Genomic DNA, 19,792 nt, shown 5'->3' on the forward strand with positions numbered 1-19,792 from the left:
AATGTGGTGATGTCTGAGTCCGCCATGCCCGTCGACGCCCACGTGTCGGGTCGTCGGCGCGCCGTGCTCGCTCAGCTCCCGCGCATCCGCCGAGCGGATGGCAGCCCGATCAGGGTTCTCCTCATCGACGACGAGTCGACGCTGACGAGTCTGGTGCGGCTCGCTCTCGAGTACGAGGGTTGGCACGTGGAGACTGCGGCGACGGGTGGCGATGGTCTTGCGCTGTTCCGTCAGTCGCCGCCGGACCTCGTGGTTCTCGACATCATGCTCCCCGACATTGACGGGCTCTCCGTTTTGCGTGAACTGCGCAACACGGATCGGATCACACCCACGCTGCTTCTGACGGCGAAGGATTCGATCGACGACCGCATCATCGGGCTCACGGCGGGCGGCGACGACTACATGACGAAGCCGTTCAGCCTCGAAGAGCTCGTTGCGCGCCTACGCGGCCTGCTCCGGCGGGCGGCGGATGCCGTCACCCACGAGTCTTCGCTGCTGACGGTCGGCGACCTCACCCTCGATGAGGCGAGCTACGAGGTGACGCGCGGTGGACAACCGGTCTCTCTCACGACGACCGAGTTCGAGATGCTCCGCTATTTCATGCGTAACCCGCGCATTGTGCTTTCCCGCGCGCAGATCCTTGACCGGGTGTGGAACTACGATTTCGCCGGTCGCGCGAGCATCGTCGATCTTTACGTCTCCTACTTGCGCAAGAAGATCGACGCCGACCGTGCGCCCATGATCCACACCGTTCGCGGCGCTGGCTACATTTTGAGGCCGGCGTGATGCCGCGCGGCCGGTCCCCGTGGTCGCTGCGTCGTCGCATCATGGTGGGTGCGGCGGCGGTGGTGTCGGTGGCGCTCGTGGCGACGGGAGCGATCTCGATCGCCATCGTCGAATCATCCGTGACGTCCGTTGTCGACCGTCAGCTTTTTGCGTCCACCACGGCGATGAGCGCCTCCATCGAGAAGATGCGCGCCAACCACGGCCCGACGGAGGGTGGCGGCAGGGGCTTCGAGAAGCCGCTCGTCGATTTTGTGGGGCACGGTTCCGGAACGATCATCGCTCTCGCGCAAGGCGGCCGCGTGGTCGATTCGGCGAACTTCACCTCGGACGAGGCGGTTCCACTGTCGGATGCCGCGGCCACTGAACTGCTCGCTGCAGCCGTCCCGGAACCGTCCACGCCGGCGACCGTCTCACTCGATGGGCTCGGAGAGTTCCACGTGACGTCGCGTGTGCTCTCCAACGGCGACAGCGCGATCGTTGGTGTCTCTCTCGCGATCGCCGACCAGGCTGTGGCCCAACACACCACTGTCCTTCTCATCGTGGCGCTCCTGGCGATCCTGGTGACGGCGATCACGGTGATCGTGGTGACGCGTGTCGCCCTGCGTCCGCTTGACCGGTTGGCGGCGACCGCCGACGAGGTCTCGACCCTCCCCCTCGAGAAGGGTGAGGTGTCGATCTCGAAGACGATCGGCCCGCTCGACACCGATCCGCGTACGGAGGCCGGTCGCGTCGGCGAGGCGATGCAGCGGATGATCGACCACGTCGATACCGCGCTCGCAGTGCGCGAAAGCACCGACCGTCGCATGCGTCGTTTTGTCACGGATGCGAGCCACGAGCTGCGCACTCCGCTCGCGGCGATTCTGGGTTACGCGGAACTGACGCGGCAGGAGGCCGCGGATCTTCCCGAACTGACCGAGTACTCCCTGGCACGCATCGAGTCGGAGGCGACACGGATGAGTTCACTCGTGGCCGAGCTTCTGCTCTTGGCTCGCCTCGACGAAGGGCAGGACCTTCGCATCGATGATGTCGACCTCGCGGATCTTGTGGTGAACGCGGTGAGCGATGCGCGAGCATCCGCTCCCGGCTACGAGTGGTCGATTTCGGTACCGCACGAGCCGGTCATGGTGCGCGGCGATCACGAACGGTTGCATCAGGTCCTCGCCAACCTGCTGTCGAATGCGCGTGTCCACACCCCGGAGGGCACTCACATCGCGGTTTCGCTCGGGTACTCGGATTCGTTCACCGAGTTGACTGTCACGGACAGCGGGCCGGGCATCGATCCGGCGCTCGTTCCCGAGTTGTTCCAACGTTTTTCGCGCGCGGACGAGTCGCGATCGCGTTCGGCGGGGAGCACGGGACTCGGGCTCGCGATCGTCGCCACGATCGTCGAAAGTCACAACGGCGAGGTGCACGTTGAGTCGGTACCGGGCAAGACGACGGTGACCGTCCGCTTTCCCGCATCCGGCACGATGGCGCTCGCCGGGCCGGACTAAGCGAACCCGGGCACTCACGATGAGGCGCGGCACTCTTGACGAGTCACTTGTTTTTTGCAAGTGTGGAGGTATCACTCCTGAAAGGCCTGAAAATGCCCTCCATGTTCGTCAACCTCCCCGTCACCGATCTCGAACGAGCCAAGGGCTTCTACACGGCTCTCGGCTTCACCATCAATCCGCTCTTCACTGACCACAACGCGGCGTGCGTCGTGGTCGAGGAGGGTCACAACTACTTCATGATCCTGGTGCGAGAGTTCTTCCAAACCTTCACGGACCTTCCGATCGGCGACCCCGCAGTCGCGCCCTCCGTGTCCACCGCCATCTTTCTCGACACCCGAGAGGCCGTCGACGCCGCGGTCGCGGCCGGCGTCTCGGCGGGCGGCGCTGAGCCTCGTGCCGCGGCGGATTACGGCTTCATGTATCAGCGACAGCTCACCGACCCCGATGGCAACCTCATCGAGTTCGGGTGGATGGACCCGGTCGCTGCAGCCCAAGGTCCTGAGGCCTACGCCGCGCCGGAGAGCTGAGAAGGGGTGGCCGCTCGCGACTATGGACAGTACGGGGGCACCGCGCGCGCTCTCGAACTAGTGGGTGAGCGCTGGGCCCTACTGATCGTTCGAGATCTCCTCGTCGGTCCGCGACGCTACGGCGAACTCTCGGCCGGGCTGCCCCGCATACCTACGAACGTTCTCGCAACGCGGCTCAAGGAACTGCAAGCCGCGGGGGTCATTCGACGCGCGCCGAGGTCTCGCGTGATCATCTACGAGCTCACCGAGTACGGGCGCGAGCTCGAGCCCATCGTGCTCGCCCTCGGCGCCTGGGGTTTTCGAGCCCTCGGCGAACCCAGAGATGACCAGGTCATCACCCCGGAATCCATGACGATCGACCTGCGCTCGGCTTTCCAGTCATCTGCCGCCGCACTCCTGCCGCCCACCTCATATTCAGCGCATGTTGGTTCGGCCGATCTGGTACTACGCGTTGACGGTCCTGCCCTCGCCGTCGACGCAGGTTCAGGTCCCGCCGATATCCGATTCGAGGCGGATGCCGGCATCAGAAGGCTCATTACCGGGGATGTTTCGGCCGATGCTGCCCTTCGCGCGGGGATCGTGCGGGTGATTGAGGGGGATCGATCGTTGATCCACCGATTTGCGGAGACATTCCGGATCGCCGCCTGATCACGCCGACACCGTCCACGGGTACAGTGGTTTGGAGATGTCGTTCACACGCCGAAGCTTCATCGTTGGTGCTGCATCCGGCATGTCGGTGCTGGTTCTCGCAGCATGCACCGACCCGTCTCCAGCGCCCACTCCCTCGCCGACGAGGGAGCCAGAGGTCGTTCCGTCTCCGCGTTCCTTCTACCGCTCCAACTGGTCGGGCGATGCGTATGCCCGTGGCGCGACCACCTACACGGCCGTCGGTAGCCTGCCCCAGAGCCGGGAGACACTTCGGGAGCCGATCGACGATCGCATCTTCCTCGCCGGGGAGGCGCTCTCCGACGACCCGGGAACGGTGCGGGGTGCCGTGACCTCCGGCCGTTCGGCGGCCTACCTGGCGCTCGCCGCGATGGCCCCCGGTGAGCGTATTGCCGTGGTCGGCGCCGGGGCGGCTGGCAGCAGTGCGGCCCGGGTTCTCGTTGCCGGTGGCGCTGATGTTGTTGTTGTGGAGGCCCGTGATCGCACGGGTGGTCGCATTGACAGCAACGTTGTCGGGGACGAGTTCTTCGAGTTGGGCGCGTGGCGTCTCGATGAGACCGTCGACGGTGGGGTTATCGACGCCGCCCGTCAGGAGGGTGTCGAGTTTGTGCCCGTCCAGGGTGGGTCCGCTTTCGGCGCGGACGGCGCGGATGCCCCTCTCGAGCAGTCGACGGACGACGCCGTAATCCTGGCCGAAGCCCTTGCCGAGGCATCCGCGTGGGCGCTCGCCCAGGGGGAGGACGTACCGGTCGCCGACGCGGTGCGCGAGGGTGTCGATCTGGAGAGCTGGGTGACCGAGGGTGGTCCGACCTCGAGCGAGCTTGCTGACCAGACGCTCCTGTCGATCGCCGCTCTGACGGGAGCCGACCCTGGTGTGTTGAGTTCGTGGTTCGACGTGCCGGCCGGTGGACAGTCCGTTGTTCCGGTCGGTCCGCTCTCGGGTTTCATCGATACGGCCCTCGATGGGATCGACACTGCACTGTCAACGGCGGTGACGGTCATCTCCCGGAGCGACTCCGGCGTGAGTCTGCGCCTGGCGACGGGGGAGTCCCTCTCCGTGGACCGCGTCATCGTGACCGCGCCTGTCGGCGTGCTCCGCAGCGACGTGCTCCAGTTCGACCCGCTGCTGCCGGTGCGCTACCGGGGTGCCCTGAGCGCCCTCTCCGTCGGCGACATCGAGCTCATCCGACTCGAATTCGACGCCCCGTTCTGGGATACCGAGGCCGTGTGGTGGGTTCGTGACGACGACGCGGTCGTTCGTATGTGGGTGAATCTGCTGCCGGCTACCGGGCGTCCGGTGCTGCTGGGTGTTGTGGCCGGTGCGGATGCCGCGGCTCTCGCCGACCTGAGCGACGCCGCTCTTCGCGAGGCCGCCCTCCGAAGCCTCGCCCCCTTCGCAGTGCAGCCCACCACCTGACCGGACGCGGCGCCAGGATCACGGCGAGCCCAACCACCACGAACACCGCCACGGCGATCGCCGACAGGAGGATGAGTTCGCCCGGGCCATCCGTCTGTCCGGGGTCGAGGAAGTAGTACGGGTACCACCCCGTTGCCGCACCGCGGAACAGGGTGATCACACCCCACGTGCCAACGTAACCGAGGACAAACACGAGCACGCGGACGGATGGTCGCGTTCGGGGAGTGAGCACCCAGTCCGCGATGGCGATCACCGGCAGCACGAAGTGCAGCACGACATCGGACGGCGGGAGGTAGACGGTGACCCCGCGGGCGAGGGACTGCTGAAGGATGGCGGCGAACACGATTCCCGCGGTCACGGTGCATGTGAGCACTCCCGCTCGCACCCTGTCGAGGTGCTTCGTGGGCCATCCGCGCAGCGCAAAGACCGCGCTCACCGCGCTCACGAGCACAAAGGCGATATTGCTTTGGATCGTGAGGTAGGCGACGAAGTTCAGTGGTTCGACCCACCCGATGCCCCACAGGTAGCGGAAGACGAGCGCCACCGCGCACCCGATTGCCAGGGCGAAACGCGCGGCGGCGACGAGTCGCTGCCAGCGGATGCGCGTGCGGGGTGAGGCAACGGTCGCGAGCATGAAGTATTCAGGCTAACGGCAGCGACGCCAGTGCAGGGGACGACGAAGGGCCCCGCGACTCGTGGTCGCGAGGCCCTTCACCTGGGAGGTTTTAGTCGAACAGGCCCTGGATACCAATGGAGCCTGTGATGTCGTCGATGATGCCGTCGACGTCGACGTCGACGAGATCGTCGATGGGCACATCGACCACTCCATCGACGATGTCGGAAACCGATCCGTCGACCACGTCGCTCACGGAGCTGTCGACGACGTCCGTGACGTCAGCGACATCCGAAATGTCGGTCGAGTTACCACTGCCGATCGCGGTGTCGTTACCGGAGCCGATGGGTGCAGTGACCTCGTTCCCGTTGCCGACGGAGTTGTCGCCGTTCAGCACGCCGCCGTCCAGAAGGGTTCCGCCGAGTACGCTGCCGCCGAGAATGTCCCCACCAAGAATGCCGATGTCGCCGACCTGGGGGGCCACAACGACGGGCACCTCGGTCTGTGTCGCGCTGTTGCGGGTGGTGGTGTCATCGTCGGCCATGGCCGGTCCGGCGACTCCCACCAGTACAAGTCCGGCCGCAGCCGCTGCCGCACCGAATGCCGTCTTCTTCGTGAACGTGTTCATTGTGGAACTCCTTCTCGATCGTTCCCTCGGGTTGTCCGAGGATGTGAAGGGTCCGGCGCGGGTCGGATTTCGGTTTGGTCTCGTGTGCCGCATTCGGGGGGTATGCGGATCTCTGATTGCCCTCGATCCGCAGCGGGAAGCGGCAGTCGGCGGATGCTGGCAGTTACCTGGCAACGACCATCCGACGTGGCATCTCGCGGTGAGCGTGATTCGTTACGCCGGGGTGAGGGCCGTCTCGCCGCACACGTGAACTTCGAGCCCCAACTCGGCGAAGAAGGCCGCTTTGGCGAGCATCGCGCGATCGGCGGTCTCGGCATCCGGTGCGTACACAACCTGCACGTGGTTGGCCTTGTGGCGTCCCATGAGCTGGTCGCGATCGACACCGTGCAGCACGGCGTTCATGATCGGCCACTGCGGGTCGGTGGCGTCGAGGCGACGCTGGGTCTCCGCGGCCGGGAGGTCAACGACGTGCCCGCGGCCGATGTCCAGGTGCAGGTGATCGTCCATGATGAACACCCGAGACCAGACGATCTCGCCGGGCTTGGAGACACCACTCAGGGTGCCGCCGCCGAGCGGGAAGAACATGGGCGGCTGCCGCATGCTGTAGCTCTTGTCGTAGCCACCGTTGTGGCTCGCGGGCACGGAGCCGGAGATCTCGAAAACCCACACGAAGTCGCCGTCGTATTCCTCACCCCACCGGATGTCGTGAAGGGTGGTCGCCGGGTCGAGCCCCATCGCCGTCCAGATGCGGTTCGTCGCGAGGGCGTCGACCGCGACACCCTCGTCGACTTCGTTGAAGTGCGGGATGGCGAGGCCCGCGAAGAGCTCGCGCCCGTCCTTCGAGAACACGGGGGGCCGCTCGACATTGTTGAGGAGACCCTCGGCGAGGTCGCTGGCGGGCACCGTGTCCTTGAGTCCCTGCTGGTACTGGATTCCCACGGCATCCACCCCGTACGTGTCGGAGATGCGCACGGCGGCGATGTACATCCGCAGTTGGCTGAGCACCTGAGCCTCGGTGAGCTCGGTCGCCTCGTCCGTGCCGAAGTGGAAGGTGAAGCCCGCATCGTCGAGCCACGTCTTGATCGCGGCCGCTTCGTCATCCGTCACCGTCGCCATCTCGGCGACGAGCGCGCTCTGCGAGAGCCGCTCCTTGTAGATGCCCAGCGCGTTAAGCATCTCGTCGTCGATGATGGCGTTGTACATGCCCATGCAGCCTTCATCGAAGATGCCGATGATGGCCTTCTCGTCGCGGAGTTGGTGCGCGAGCGCCACCCCCAGTTCGACCTCCGGGCTCGACGCGTCCAGTTCGGGCAGCGGATGCACGTGCGAGGCGTCGTGCTCGATGATCTCGGTGCGCAGCCACGTGTCGAGGCGCTCCCGCGCCCACTCGTCGGTGAAGTCCTTACTCCACAGGGTCGAGTAGGTGATGCCAGCCTTGGTGAGGCTGCCCGCGAGGTTGAGCAGGCCGACCAGGCCGGGGTAGTCGCCCGCCCAGTTGGCGACAAGGAGGATGGGCCCCTCGTGGTCGCGGAGGCCCGCGAGCACGTGGTGGCTGTACTGCCAGACGGCCTCGACAACGATGAGCGGGGCATCTTTCGGCAGGGTCGAGAAGACCTCGATGCCCTTGCGCTGGCTGTCGATGAAGCCGTGACCGGTGACCGGGTCGATGCCGTGCGCTCGCTCCACCTCCCAGCCGAACGAGTTCACCGCGGCCGTCAGGTCGGCCTCGAGACGCTGCTGGGTCGGCCAGCACTTCGAGTTCGCGCTCAGCCGGAGGTCGCCGCTGGCCACCGTGTAGACCGTGTTCGGGCGGGCTGCTCCCCGCGTGATCGGGGTCGGCAATACGTAGGTCATGCTGGTTCCTTCTCGGTGTTGGACGCGGCAAGTGCGGCGTCGATCTCTTCTCGCGTCGGCATGGAACTCGTCGCTCCCGGCCTCGTGACGGCGATGGATGCTGCTGCGGTTCCGCGCTCGATGGCCTCCTCCATCGAGCCGCCTCCCGCAAGGTGTGCAACGAGCGCGCCCACGAACGTGTCCCCCGCTGCCGTCGTGTCGACGGCAGCGACCGGTCTCGCGGGGAACCTGCGGGCATCCCCTCCCGCGGAGGAGAGCAGGCAGCCGGCGGAGCCGAGGGTGACGATGACGGCTTTACCGGTGCGGGCACTCAGGCGTTGCGCGGATTCTTGGGGATCGCTGCCCCCCGCGAGTGCTGCTGCCTCGTGCTCGTTTGCGACGAGGAGGTCGACGGAGCTGAGGAACTCGTCGTCCAGCTCGTGAACGGGCGCGGGGGTGAGCACAACAAACGCACCGACTCGCGTGGCGACGAGCGCCGCGCGCCGGACCGTCTCGATGGGCGTTTCCAGTTGCATCACGAGAAAGTCGGCCGCGCCCACGACATGCTCGTGATGCTCGTCCATTGCAACGTCCGCGTTGGCGCCCGGAACAACAACGATCGAGTTCTCGCCGGACTCGTCGACGCTGATACGCGCGGTGCCGGTGGGGGTGGATGTCGTCTCGAGCGCTGTCGTGTCGATGCCCTCCTCGACGAGCGCGCGTTCCAGCACTCGACCGAACGGGTCGTCGCCGACAGCACCCGAGAACGCGACACGTCCGCCCGCCCGCGCGGCGGCAACGGCCTGATTGAGGCCTTTGCCGCCGGGGACCTCGGTCACGGTGCTCCCGAACACGGTCTCTCCGGGCGAGGGCAGACGGGGCATCCTCACGACAACGTCAAGGTTGGCGCTGCCGAGCACGAGGATGTTGCTGGTGGACATGGTTAGCGGTACTGCGAGACGACGCGTTCGATCTCGGCGATGGCTTCGGCATCCGGAGCCTGGATCGCCATGCGAGTGGTCCCGCCGTTAATACCCAGCGCGGAGTATGCGGCCTTCATGCGACCCATATCGCCCGCGATGGCGGAGACGACGACATCGACATCCGCCTGCGCCGCGGCGAGAGCGTCGGCATCGCCGGAGTCTGCCGCGGCGGCGAGCGCGCGGAACGGCTTCGGCAGAACCGAGGAGATTCCCGACACGACACCCTGGGCGCCCGAGCCCGCCGCTGCCGCCAGTTCGCGGTCGGCGCCCGTGTAGAGAAGGAAGCTCTCGGGAACCGCCGCGCGGTACTCGGCGATGAGTTCGAGTGGCTCCTCGCTCACCTTCGCGCCGACGATGTGAGGCAGGCCAGCGAGGGTAGCCATGAGCTCGACGCTCACAAAGTTGCCCGTGCGCTTGCGGTAGACGTACACGTAGACGTCGAGACCGTCGGATGCGACGCTCACGGCGGTGAAGAAGTCGAGGAGGGCTTCGTCGGTGGAGGGCAGGTAGTACGGCGTGATGACCGCGATCTCCTTGGCACCGAGCGAACGGGCCTGCTCGATGAGCCGCAGCACCTCGTAGAGGCTCGGCGCACCGACGTGGACGACGACACGCATAGCGGGGGAGAGCACCTCGAGGCTGAGTTTGGTGAGCGCTCCGCGCTCCTCGAAGCTCAAGGCCGGGAACTCGCCCGTCGTGCCGAGCACGAACGCACCTTCATTGCCCGACGCCGCAACGTACTCGAGGATCTCCCTCGAACCGTCGAGGTCGAGTCCGCCATCGGCGGTGAAAGCGACCGGAACAGCGGTCAGGATGTCGCGACGTGTCATGTGTTTTTTCTTCTCAATCTTTCGGTGTGGTTACGCGTAGCGGTGCGGTTACGCGTAGGAGGTGTTGGAGGTCGGGGTGATCACGAGTTCGTTGATGCACACTCGCGAGGGGAGCTCGGCGATGTAGCGCACCGCGTCCCCGAGGTCTTCGGAGGTGAGCATGAGTTCCTGCTCCTCCGCGGTGGGCACCACGGGCCTCGTGTTGAGGATCTCCGTTCGCACCTCGCCGGGGCACAGGTGCGTTGCACGGATGCCCTGCAAACGTTCTTGTGCGTTGACCGTTTCGACGAGCGCGCCGAGCGCCGTTTTGCTCGTGGAGTATCCGGCGCCGACACCGGGGGCGAAGCGCCATCCGGCCCAGGACGAGACCACAACGATCAGGCCGTCGCTCTTTCCGCGCATCCCGGGCAGCACCGCGTGGATGACCCGCATCGCACCGGTGAGGTTGACGTCGACCACGCGGGCGAAGTCCGCGGGGGTCGTGTCGGCCCAGTAGCGGTTGCGCACGTTGGTGCCCGCCGAATAGACGACGATGTCGACAACTCCGTAGTCCGCCTCGATGCGCGCGTGCGCGTCGACGACACTCTGCTCGTCCGACACGTCGGCGGGCACGGCATGGATGCCGACGCTGGCCACAGCTTCGAGTTCGGAGACGCGGCGGCCGGACACAACAACGGTCGCGCCCGCGTCGGCGAGTGCACGCGCCGCACCCGCGCCGATTCCGCTGCCGCCGCCGATAACCCAGGCGACCTTCCCGTCGAGAGTTGTCATGGTGTGGCCTCCAACGCGGCGACGAGTTCGGTGAGGAAGAGCGCGTAGGCGGTGGCACCGGGATCGGCCTGGCCGATGCTGCGCTCGCCGACCCAGGCGGCACGGCCCTTCTCGGAGCGCAGGCTGGCCGTCTCTTCCACACGAGCGAGCGCCTCGTCGCGCATGGCGGTCGCGACCTCGACGGCCGGACGGTCGTCGTCGGCGGCGAGGATCGCGAGGCTCGGCACGAGCGCATCGAGGATCGTCTTGTCGCCGACGACGGCACCACCACGCTCGGCGATGCGATCGGTGACCGCCTGCGCGATGCGGGAGGCGGTCGCACGATCGACGGCGTCGACTCCCGGCACCGTTCCGGCCGCAGCAAGCAGGCCCCCGCCGACGAGAGCAGCGAAGGTGGACGGGTTCGCGGTCGCGAACGCCCGTCCCGCGGCGCGGAGGAGGGCATCCATCGGAGCATCGTCGGGCAGTGCCGCAAGAGCCGACTGCACGGCCTCACTGCCACTGCGCACCGTGATGCCGAGGTCGCCGTCCCCGAGCGCGGCGTCGAGTTGTCTGAGGGTCTCTTCGTGCGCCGCGAGAGCGGGGAGAGCTACGGCGAGCAGTTCGCGCACGTCACGGATGGAGGTCGCCATCTCAGAACCTCCCGACGAGGGGGCTTGATGCCGGGGCGTCGAGCAGTTCGGTCAGTTCGTCGTCGAGACGGATGATGCTGATCGAGGCACCGGCCATCTCCAGGCTCGTGGCGTACTCGCCAACGAACGCACGGTGCACGGAGATGCCACGCTCCTGCAGGATCTGGTTGGTGCGTCGGTACATCACGTAGAGCTCTTCGAGCGGGGTGGCTCCGAGTCCGTTCACGAGGACGGCCACGCGGTCTCCCGCTGCGATCTCGCGGTCGTCGAGGATGTGCTCAACGAGTTGGTCGGTGATCGAGTCCGCGCTCTCGAGCGGTCCGCGACTCTGTCCCGTCTCGCCGTGCAGGCCGATTCCGATTTCCATCTCGCCGTCGGGCAGTTCGAACGTGGGCTTGCCCGCTGCGGGGAGGATCGTCGGTGAGAGCCCGACACCCATGGTTCCGGTCGCATCTACGGCGGCTTGCGCGATCCGGGCGACGGTATCGAGGTCGTCACCGCGCGAGGCGGAGGCGCCAGCAATCTTGTAGGCGAAGACGATCCCGGCGACGCCGCGGCGTGATGCCGCCCGCTCCCGTGAGGCGCTCGCGACGTCGTCGGTTCCGACGACGGTGCGCGTGCGGATCCCCTCGGCGTCGGCGAGATCGGCTGCGAGGTCGAAGTTGAAGACGTCGCCGCCGTAGTTGCCGTAGAGGTAGAGCACCCCTCGACCCGAGTCGCTCGCGGTGGTGGCGGCGAGTACCTGCTCCGCGGAGGGCGAGGAGAAGACGTTGCCGACGGCGACTCCGGAGCACAGTCCCGTTCCCACGTATCCGAGGAACAGGGGCAGGTGCCCGCTTCCGCCACCCGTGACGATGCCGACGGTCCCGTCGGGCGAGCCTGCGCGCACGAGTGCGCGTTTGTCCGGCGATGCGGCGACGAGGCTGGCGCCGTGAGCGAGGAGCAGGCCATCGATGACCTCGTCGACGAACGCATCCGGCGAGTTGATGATCTTCTTCATCGCTGGCCGTTAGCCCTTGGTCGCGCCGGCCGTGAGGCCGGAGATGACGTACTTCTGCGCGAACAGCGCCACGAGCATCACGGGGATCGTGATGATGACGGCGGCAGCCATGAGGCCGCCCCAGTCGACGGAGGCGTAGCTCGTGAAATTGGAGATCGCGACCGGGAGGGTTCGTGTGCTCTGGTTGGAGAGCACGAGCGCAAACAGGAAGTTGTTCCAACTGAAGATGAACGACAGGATCGCGCTCGTGGCGAGGCCCGGCAGCGAGAGCGGCAGGACAACACGGATGAAGGCCTCGACCTTGCCGCATCCGTCGATTTGTGCAGCCTCCTCGAGCTCGTTGGGCAGCCCCTCGAAGAATCCGGTCATGATGGCGACAACGAGCGGCATCGTGACGAAGATGTGCGTGAGGATGAGCACCGTGTAGGTGCCGACGAGCTGCACCTGGCTGAAGAGGAAGTACCACGGGATCAGCAGGCTCACACCCGGGATCACACGCGCCAGGAGTACAAACGCCGTGGCATTGCGGATCGTGTAGCGGGCGATTCCGTAGGCCGCGGGCACTCCCAGGATGAGCGCGACAACGGTCGATCCGAAGCCGACGATGAGGCTGTTGAGGATGAACGGCAGGAAGTTCTGGGCGCCGAAGACCGTCTCGAAGTTACCGAGCGTCGGAGTGAAGTCGAACGTGCGGCTGGGGGTGACGATGTCGAGGTTGGTTTTGAAGGCTGCCAGGAGCATCCACGCGAGGGGCGCGATGAAGAGGAGCACAACGAACACGATCGCGATCGTGCGGAAGGTGGGCCCGACCACGCTCTTGCCGCGACGGCGACGCGTGCGAGCGACGGACTGCACGCTCGAGTGGGTGATGGCGCTCATACGCGGGTTCCCTTCTTACGCAGAATGGCAAGGACGGCGAGGATGATGATGATGAAGGTGAGGAACAGCATCAGGAGTGCTGCGGCGCTGCCGTACTGGGAGTTACCGAAACTCTCGTTATAGGCGAGCATGTTGAGCGTCTCGGCCTCGTTGTTTGAGCCTCCGTTTCGCCCCTTCGTCGCATAGATGATGTCGAAGGTCTTCATCGCGTCGATCGAGCGGAGGATGGCTGCAGCCCCCAGGGTGGGCATGAGCAGGGGCAGTGTGACGTGACGGAAGCGCTGCCATGCGTTGGCGCCGTCCACGAGAGCTGCCTCCTCCGGTTCCTCGGGGATCGTCGAGAGCCCGGCGAGGAGGATGAGGATGATCATGGGCGTCCACTGCCACACGTCGATGAAGATGATCGTGTTGAGCGCGCTTTCCTTGCCGGACAGCCAGAGCTGGGCGGGAAGGCCGAGGGACTTCATGAGTACGTTGGCGAACCCGATGGTGGGCTCGAAGATGAGGAGCCACATCATGCCGACCGCGACGGGGGTAGCAACCAGCGGCAGAAGGATGAAGACGCGTACGATGCTCTGTCCGCGGAACGTCTTGCGCAGCAGGAGTGCGATGGCGAGGCCGAAGCCGAGCTCGAGGGTGAGGGCGACCGCTGTGAAGTACGCGGTGCGACCGACGGCCGGCCAGAAGCGGGTCACATCGGTGAGCCAGTAGGCGTAATTGTCGAATCCGATGAAGTCGAACGGGCGCGTGACGGAGCTCGCGGAGTCCGTCAGCGAGAGAAAGACCGTGTATCCGATCGGGAAGATGATGAGCAGCGCGACGAACGCGATCGCGGGAGCTGTGAAGATCCACTTGAGGTTGCGGTCGACCCAGTTCGAGACCGTGTTTGCGACGTGACGCCGAGGCGCGAGCGTCGGCTTTGCGGTGGTAGTCATCTCTGTCTTTCGAGTGGGGGTGGTGGTGATGGTGCCGGGCCGTCGGTTCTCCGGCGGCCCGGCACCGGCTGAGCTTTCGCTCTCGGGGTCCTACTTCTCCCCGTCGAGGAGCTTCTGGAAGTCCGTCTGCGCCTGCTTGGCGGAATCGGACACGTTGCCACCTTCGATGGCGACGACCGCGGGTGCACCGACGATTTCGCGCGCCAGTGCTACCTGCTCAAGCTGCGGACGGTCGTGACCGACGGTGCCCTCGCTGGAGCGCACGATCTCAACGAGACCTGCGGGGAAGCCCGACGTTGCCTCGTCGTCGGCCCACGCCGAGTCGCGAGCCACGGGGACGGTTGCCTCGCTCAGGAGCTTCTTGCTGTTCTCCTCGTTGGTGACCCACTTGATGAACTCCCACGCGGCATCCTTCTTCTTCGAGAACTCGTTGATGCCCACCGTCTGCGGAACGATGCTGTAGGGGTGCGATCCCGCGGGACCCGCCGGGAAGCTGCCGTAGGCCACCGTGTCGACGACCGCGCTGTTGGCGGGGTCGAGGAAGGTGTAGGCCTGGCTGTCGGCGTCGAGGTAGAACGCGGCGTTACCCTGCGCGAAGATCGCGGATGCCTCGGGCCATCCCATGTTGGTGGCTCCGGGAGGGCCGTAGTCCTTGAGCAGCTTGCCGTAGAACTCGTACGCCTCGATGGCCTCCGGGGTGTCAACGGTCGCGTTGCCGTCTTCGTCCTGGAAGTCGCCGCCGTAGCTGTAGAGGAAGGAGGAGAACTGGGTGACGAGCGGCACCTTGGCCCCGCGCATGGCGATGCCGTAGAAGCCGTTGTCCGGGTTGTTGAGCTTGGCGGCGGCCGCCGCCAGCTCATCGAGCGTCGTCGGAACGGGGATGCCCGCCTGCTCGAGCAGGTCGGAGCGGTAGTACATCACGTGACGCTCGGTCATGACGGGAACGCCGTAGACGACGCCGTCGAGGGTGACCGCGTCCCGTGCGGACGACTGGAAGTCATCCCAGTCCCACTCGGGGTCGCTCGAAACGTAGTCGGTCATGTCGGCGAGCCATCCGTTGCGGCTGAATTCCCGCATGACGTCCTGCACCTGGTAGGCGTAAATGTCGAAGTCGCTCGACTGGGCGTTGAGCTTGACCTTGAGGGTGTCGTTGAGCTGCTCGTTGCCGTAGAACTCGAGGTTGACCTTGACGCCGGTCTCCTCCTCGTAGTCCACTGCGAGGGTCTCGAGGCCCTTCGTCCACGGGCTGTTCGCCGCGATGAGGGTGAGCTCGGTGACATCGGCCGATGAGTCGCCGCCCGCAGGCGCGCAGGCGGTCATGCCGGCTCCCAGGGCGATCATCAGCGGCACTGCTAAAGCGAGCCGCGTGGCCCGTCGTGATGAGATCATCACTGATCCTTTCATTTCTGTGGCTGCCGAACTGGTGTATTCGGGTCTAGTTCGCCAGCGCCTTCGGGCGCTGGCCCGAGAAGACGTCGACGATGGCTTGGGCGGTCGACAGACCGATGCGATGGTAGGCCTCGAGGCTGTCAGCTGCCGCATGAGTGGTGGCAACGACGGTCGGGAACGCCAGGAGCGGGTTGCTCGGGTTCACCGGTTCCGTTTCGAAGACGTCGAGGCCGGCTCCGGCGAGGTGGCCGGATTCGAGTGCGGAGACGAGGGCGGATTCATCCACGAGTCCACCGCGGCTCGTGTTGAGGAGCACGGTGCCGGGGCGCATCGTAGCGATGAGCTCCGTGTTGACGATGTGGTGGGTCGAGGGAACGTGGGGTGCGTGCACACTCACGACGTCGACGTCTCGTACGGCTTCTTCGAGTCCGACGAGCTTGACACCCAACTCGGCGGCGAGTTCGGGGTCGGCGTACGGGTCGTAGGCGAGGATCTCGGCGTCGAAGCCCGCTAGTCGACGGGCGAAAACGCGAGCGATGGCGCCGAAGCCGATGAGCCCGAACCGCTTGCCGGTGACCTCGCTGCCGACGTAGCGATCCCAGTTGCCGGAGCGAATGTCGTCGTTCATGGCGGGGATCTTGCGATACAGCGAGATGAGGAGGCCGAGGGCGAGTTCGGCGACGGCGATCGCGTTACCACCGGGAGCGTTCACGACGTCGACGCCGTGGCGACGCGCCTCGGCGAGGTCGATGTTGTCGAGTCCGACTCCCAGCCTCGAGATGATCTTGAGCCGGGGGGCGGCGTCGAACTGTTCGGGGCCGTAGACCTCGACGCCGCAGATCGCGGCGGAGGCTGTCGGAAGCAGGGGCGCGAGGTCCTCCGCGGTCCAGGGCACGGTGGTCTCGTTCTCCACGAGTGTGAAGCCGTTGTCGAGAAGAAGCTGTCGACCCGCGCTGCACAGTTCGGCGTAACGCACCGCTCCCACGATGACGGTGTGGCCGGTGCCGACGGCGGTGGAGATTCCCATGTGCTGCTGGTCGCTTTCCCGAGGGACGTGCGACCCGGAGGCCGTCTCATCACCATCGATTGAGTACGTATGTCAGTTGTTAACAGTCAACATACACACCCTCGAATAGCTCGTCAATCTTTTGTGGTCACTTTCTGGTAACTGTTAACAGCAACGATCGAAGGAGATCCCATGAAAGCCGCACGTATCACCGGCCCAGCGACCATCGGAATCATCGAGAGTGCGCCTCCCGCGCCTCGTGATGAAGAAGTGCTGGTCGAGCCCGTTTTTGTTGGTCTCTGTGGTTCGGACCTCAGCTACTTTCGGAAGGGCGCGAATGGCTCATTCGTCATTCGGGAGCCCCTCACCATCGGCCACGAGATCGTCGGACGTGTCGTGAGTGCGGGCAAGGACTCGTATGGCGACTACCGTGCGGGCGATCGTGTTGCGGTGCATCCCGTGTGGCCGACACCCCTGCCGGGGGGCTCTGAGGTTCCCGAGTACCTCGTCGCGGAGAAGCCGCACTTCCTCGGAAGCGCAAGCACCACTCCGCACACTCAGGGTGGCCTCGTCGAACTGCTCGCCGTGCGGGGAGAGCGACTTCGACGCATTCCTGACCGACTTCCCCTCGAGCGGGCCGCTCTCGCCGAGCCACTCTCCGTCGTGCTGCACGCACTCGACCGGCACACCGGTGGCTTCGACGGCGCTCGTGTTCTCGTCTGCGGAGCGGGCCCCATCGGCCTCCTCGCCGCCGTCGCGCTGAAGCACGGAGGAGCAGCACGAGTGGGGATGACCGACCTTCACACGCGGCCACTCGAGGTCGCCCGCGCCGTAGGCGCCGATGTCGTCTACCGCGTCGGCGACGAGGGCAACTCCGTCCCCGAGGCGCAGTTCGACATCGCCATCGAGGCAACCGGAGCCCCGGCATCCCTCGACGCGTCTCTCCGCGCCCTTCGCCCCGGCGGTGTTCTCATCCAGCTCGGGATGCTCGCTGCCGGAGGCATCACGGCGGATCTCGCCCAGGTTGTGGTCAAGGAGCTCACCGTGCTGGGGACACACCGGTTCCTGGGTGAACTCGATGCCGCGATCGCACTTCTCGCCGATGCGCCCGAGTGTGACGCCATCGTCACGCACGTGGTCGCCCTCGATCAGATCGAGGACGCGCTCGCGCTCGCCGGCGACGGTGCGACGAGTTCGAAGGTGCTCGTGTCGATCGCGGCCGTTAGCTGACGTCGACGGGGACGGACTCGTCGAGGTCTGCCTGGCGTTCGATTACGTCACGAATGTGACGTTTGGCCTTCAACAGGTGGTTGTGAAGTCGTCGCACCGCGGCATCCGCGTCGCCCGTGCGGACGATGTCCAGGAACTCCTGGTGGTCGACGACCGCTGCGTGCATGTCGGGGGTGTTGCTCATCTCCAGCAGCACCTCGAAGGTGCGCTGGTACGGGCGCCACGCTTCGGCGAGCCTGCGGTGACCCGAGAGGCGGTAGAAGCTCGTGTGAAATTCCATGTCGGCTTCGTCGAATCGCTCGTGGTCACCGGCATCCGCCGCGACCGCCATCGTGTCGACGAGCCGCTGCACGGCATCCCACCCTTTGGCGCTGGCCCTTTCGACGGCGAGGCGCAGTGCCATCGATTCGAGGTTCTCGCGCAGCGAGTACAGCTCCTCAATGTCGGGCAGGCCGAGGAAGCTCACAAAGAGACGCTTGCGGCGATTCTCGACGAGACCTTCACTCTCGAGCTGGCGGAGCGCGTCGCGCACCGGCCCGCGGCTCACGTCAAAACGAGCGGCGATGTTGTCTTCAGCGAGGTGAGTGCCGTCAGGAATCGCACCGGAGATGATGTCGATGCGCAGGCGCTGTGAGATCTGCTCGCCGAGACCGAGCGGGCGAAGAGTGCGCATGGGAGCGTCCACCGGCCTCCTTCGTAAACAGTTGACATCTAATTATAGATGAGGACTCATTGGATACGGGGGAGCCGCGGTGTCAGCCCGACGGATTCTCGGTGGGGGTGCCATCCGGATCCGTGCCCGTCTCCGGGTCGACCTCGGCCGGTGGAACCGGCTCACTGGTCGGGGTGGTGGAACCTGTCGTATCTGTGTGATTCATGGTTTGTCCTTCCTTGCGCGTCGTAGAACCGTACGTCGCCGCGAGGGCGCCCACGAGGGCTTGACAACCCTCAGGCGGGTTCGCGACCGACGCGCTTGCGCCGCCGCGGCGGCACCACCACCACGGCATCCGGTTCTCGCCACACCTTGACGATCGCCCAGGCCACCGCCGCGATCGGCACCGAGAGCACCGCACCGATGATGCCACCGAGGATGGTGCCAGCGGTGAGGGCGACAAGGATGACGAGCGGATGCAGCTTGAGCGATTGCGCCATGACGACCGGTTGGAGGAAGTTGCCCTCGAGCTGGTTCACGGCGATCACGATGATGAGCACGATGAGTGCTGCTCCAGGGCCGTTGGCCACAAGCGCCACCAGCGCCGCGAGAGCGCCGGCCACGGTTGCACCCACGATCGGGATGAACGCGCCGATGAAGACGATGACGGCGAGCGGCAGAGCTAGGGGAACACCGAGGATCGCCAGTCCGATGCCGATTCCGAGGGCATCAACGAACGCGATGATCGCGGTCCCGCGCACGTACCCTCCCAGGGTTGCAACCGCCGTGTCGCCAACACGCTCGCCGCGGGCACGCCGCAACGGGGTGAGCGGCTTGAGGAAAAACGCCCAGATGCGATCGCCGTCCTTCATGAAGAAGAACAGGATCACGACCGTCAGCACCGCCCCCGTGATGATCTCTCCCGCGAGGGTCACTCCGGCGAGCGCGCCCGTGCCGAACTGGCTGCTCGTGACGAAGTCGACGAGGGCCTGGCGGGCATCCTCGATCTGCCCGGCGTCTATCGGCAGTGGGCCGTTGAGGAGGAAGTCCTGAACCTGGTCGAGACCGTCGAGCGCTGAGCTTGCCAGTGCCTCCCACTGACCGCGCACCGCGAACACGATGAGGGTGACGATGCCCCCGAAAACGAGGATGCCGAGCACGAGAGTAATCCAGGTGGCGACGGCCGACGGCAGTCCTCGGCGGCGCATCCAGCTGAGCAACGGCGCGGCCGCTGACGCGATGATGACGGCGAGGAGCACGGGGATGACAACGAGTTTGAGTTGCACGAGGGCGAACACGATGACACTCGCGAGCGCGAGGATGAGGAGGATCTGCCCGCTGCGCAGCCCGAGTCGTCCCACGTGATCGGTGAGGAGGGCGGTCAACGTCGGTCGAGTGACGTCGGTCTCGATGGTTGTGGCGTCGATCTTCTTGCGTCTCACTATCGCTCCCTCGGGGTCGCTCGATTAGAGCATGCCCTAGAGCACCCGTGCCGGGCCTTGACACGGCGGGCGTTTGTGTC

At 65.9% G+C, this 19,792-nt stretch carries 20 protein-coding genes and 1 pseudogene; 6 read left to right on the forward strand and 15 right to left on the reverse strand.

The window, feature by feature from the left end; genetic code table 11:
* Positions 1-24: 24 nt before the first annotated feature.
* The 5 genes from LH407_RS08630 (at position 25) to LH407_RS08650 (ending at position 4,889) form a co-directional block, all read left to right on the forward strand.
* Positions 25-786 (forward strand): response regulator transcription factor, encoded by a 762-nt coding sequence (locus tag LH407_RS08630; RefSeq protein WP_322134949.1) that lies wholly within the window; start codon positions 25-27, stop codon positions 784-786.
* Positions 786-2,279 carry a sensor histidine kinase gene (locus LH407_RS08635; protein WP_322134395.1) on the forward strand — a complete coding sequence of 498 codons (1,494 nt, stop codon included), beginning with the start codon at positions 786-788 and terminating at the stop codon, positions 2,277-2,279. Before LH407_RS08630 ends, LH407_RS08635 begins: the two co-directional genes overlap by 1 nt.
* A 92-nt stretch (positions 2,280-2,371) precedes the next feature.
* Positions 2,372-2,806, forward strand: coding sequence for a VOC family protein (locus LH407_RS08640; protein WP_322134394.1), 435 nt, complete (start codon positions 2,372-2,374; stop codon positions 2,804-2,806).
* Between the two features lie 6 nt (positions 2,807-2,812).
* Positions 2,813-3,454, forward strand: a complete 642-nt coding sequence (locus tag LH407_RS08645; protein WP_322134393.1) for a winged helix-turn-helix transcriptional regulator — start codon at positions 2,813-2,815, stop codon at positions 3,452-3,454.
* A 37-nt stretch (positions 3,455-3,491) separates the two neighbouring features.
* The gene (locus tag LH407_RS08650; protein ID WP_322134392.1) at positions 3,492-4,889 is read left to right on the forward strand and encodes a flavin monoamine oxidase family protein; all 1,398 of its coding nucleotides are present in this window, start codon (positions 3,492-3,494) and stop codon (positions 4,887-4,889) included.
* Positions 4,890-4,908: 19 nt separating this feature from the next.
* On the opposite strand, the pseudogene LH407_RS08655 reads toward LH407_RS08650, so the two are convergent.
* The 12 genes and pseudogenes from LH407_RS08655 to LH407_RS08710 all read right to left on the reverse strand — a co-directional run.
* Positions 4,909-5,523, reverse strand: a pseudogene (locus tag LH407_RS08655) (Pr6Pr family membrane protein); the annotation flags it as partial.
* Positions 5,524-5,614: 91 nt separating this feature from the next.
* Positions 5,615-6,130 (reverse strand): hypothetical protein, encoded by a 516-nt coding sequence (locus LH407_RS08660; protein ID WP_322134391.1) that lies wholly within the window; start codon positions 6,128-6,130, stop codon positions 5,615-5,617.
* A 213-nt stretch (positions 6,131-6,343) separates the two neighbouring features.
* Positions 6,344-7,984, reverse strand: coding sequence for a fucose isomerase (locus tag LH407_RS08665; RefSeq protein ID WP_322134390.1), 1,641 nt, complete (start codon positions 7,982-7,984; stop codon positions 6,344-6,346).
* Positions 7,981-8,904, reverse strand: a complete 924-nt coding sequence (gene rbsK, locus LH407_RS08670; RefSeq protein WP_322134389.1) for a ribokinase — start codon at positions 8,902-8,904, stop codon at positions 7,981-7,983. Before rbsK ends, LH407_RS08665 begins: the two co-directional genes overlap by 4 nt.
* Before the next feature lie 2 nt (positions 8,905-8,906).
* Complete coding sequence (locus LH407_RS08675; RefSeq protein WP_322134388.1) at positions 8,907-9,776, reverse strand: dihydrodipicolinate synthase family protein; 870 nt, start codon at positions 9,774-9,776, stop codon at positions 8,907-8,909.
* Positions 9,777-9,824: 48 nt separating this feature from the next.
* Entirely contained in the window at positions 9,825-10,547 is a 723-nt protein-coding gene (locus LH407_RS08680) for an SDR family oxidoreductase (protein ID WP_322134387.1), read from the reverse strand.
* A complete protein-coding gene (locus LH407_RS08685) occupies positions 10,544-11,179 on the reverse strand; it encodes a DAK2 domain-containing protein (RefSeq protein WP_322134386.1) in 636 nt (211 codons plus the stop codon). The genes LH407_RS08680 and LH407_RS08685 overlap by 4 nt, the downstream gene beginning before the upstream one ends.
* Before the next feature lies 1 nt (position 11,180).
* A complete protein-coding gene (locus LH407_RS08690; protein ID WP_322134385.1) occupies positions 11,181-12,179 on the reverse strand; it encodes a dihydroxyacetone kinase subunit DhaK in 999 nt (332 codons plus the stop codon).
* A 9-nt stretch (positions 12,180-12,188) separates the two neighbouring features.
* Positions 12,189-13,058 (reverse strand): carbohydrate ABC transporter permease, encoded by an 870-nt coding sequence (locus LH407_RS08695; protein ID WP_322134384.1) that lies wholly within the window; start codon positions 13,056-13,058, stop codon positions 12,189-12,191.
* Positions 13,055-13,993 (reverse strand): carbohydrate ABC transporter permease, encoded by a 939-nt coding sequence (locus tag LH407_RS08700; RefSeq protein WP_322134383.1) that lies wholly within the window; start codon positions 13,991-13,993, stop codon positions 13,055-13,057. The genes LH407_RS08695 and LH407_RS08700 overlap by 4 nt, the downstream gene beginning before the upstream one ends.
* A 90-nt stretch (positions 13,994-14,083) precedes the next feature.
* Complete coding sequence (locus LH407_RS08705; protein ID WP_322134382.1) at positions 14,084-15,334, reverse strand: ABC transporter substrate-binding protein; 1,251 nt, start codon at positions 15,332-15,334, stop codon at positions 14,084-14,086.
* Between the two features lie 94 nt (positions 15,335-15,428).
* Positions 15,429-16,409, reverse strand: a complete 981-nt coding sequence (locus LH407_RS08710; protein ID WP_322134381.1) for a phosphoglycerate dehydrogenase — start codon at positions 16,407-16,409, stop codon at positions 15,429-15,431.
* A 171-nt stretch (positions 16,410-16,580) separates the two neighbouring features.
* On the opposite strand from LH407_RS08710, the gene LH407_RS08715 reads away from it, so the two are divergent.
* Positions 16,581-17,618 carry a zinc-binding dehydrogenase gene (locus tag LH407_RS08715; protein ID WP_322134380.1) on the forward strand — a complete coding sequence of 346 codons (1,038 nt, stop codon included), beginning with the start codon at positions 16,581-16,583 and terminating at the stop codon, positions 17,616-17,618.
* On the opposite strand, the gene LH407_RS08720 is transcribed toward LH407_RS08715, so the two are convergent.
* The 3 genes from LH407_RS08720 to LH407_RS08730 form a co-directional block, all read right to left on the reverse strand.
* Positions 17,611-18,291: a GntR family transcriptional regulator gene (locus tag LH407_RS08720; RefSeq protein WP_322135011.1), complete on the reverse strand. Its 681-nt coding sequence runs from the start codon at positions 18,289-18,291 to the stop codon at positions 17,611-17,613. The two genes, LH407_RS08715 and LH407_RS08720, sit on opposite strands and share 8 nt — an antisense overlap.
* Positions 18,292-18,373: 82 nt before the next feature.
* On the reverse strand, positions 18,374-18,496 hold the full coding sequence (locus LH407_RS08725; RefSeq protein ID WP_322134378.1) for a hypothetical protein: 123 nt from the start codon (positions 18,494-18,496) through the stop codon (positions 18,374-18,376).
* Between the two features lie 70 nt (positions 18,497-18,566).
* Complete coding sequence (locus LH407_RS08730) at positions 18,567-19,712, reverse strand: AI-2E family transporter (RefSeq protein ID WP_322134377.1); 1,146 nt, start codon at positions 19,710-19,712, stop codon at positions 18,567-18,569.
* Positions 19,713-19,792: the final 80 nt, after the last annotated feature.

The organism is Antiquaquibacter oligotrophicus (genome assembly GCF_020535405.1).
Classification (GTDB): Bacteria; Actinomycetota; Actinomycetes; order Actinomycetales; family Microbacteriaceae; genus Rhodoglobus; species Rhodoglobus oligotrophicus.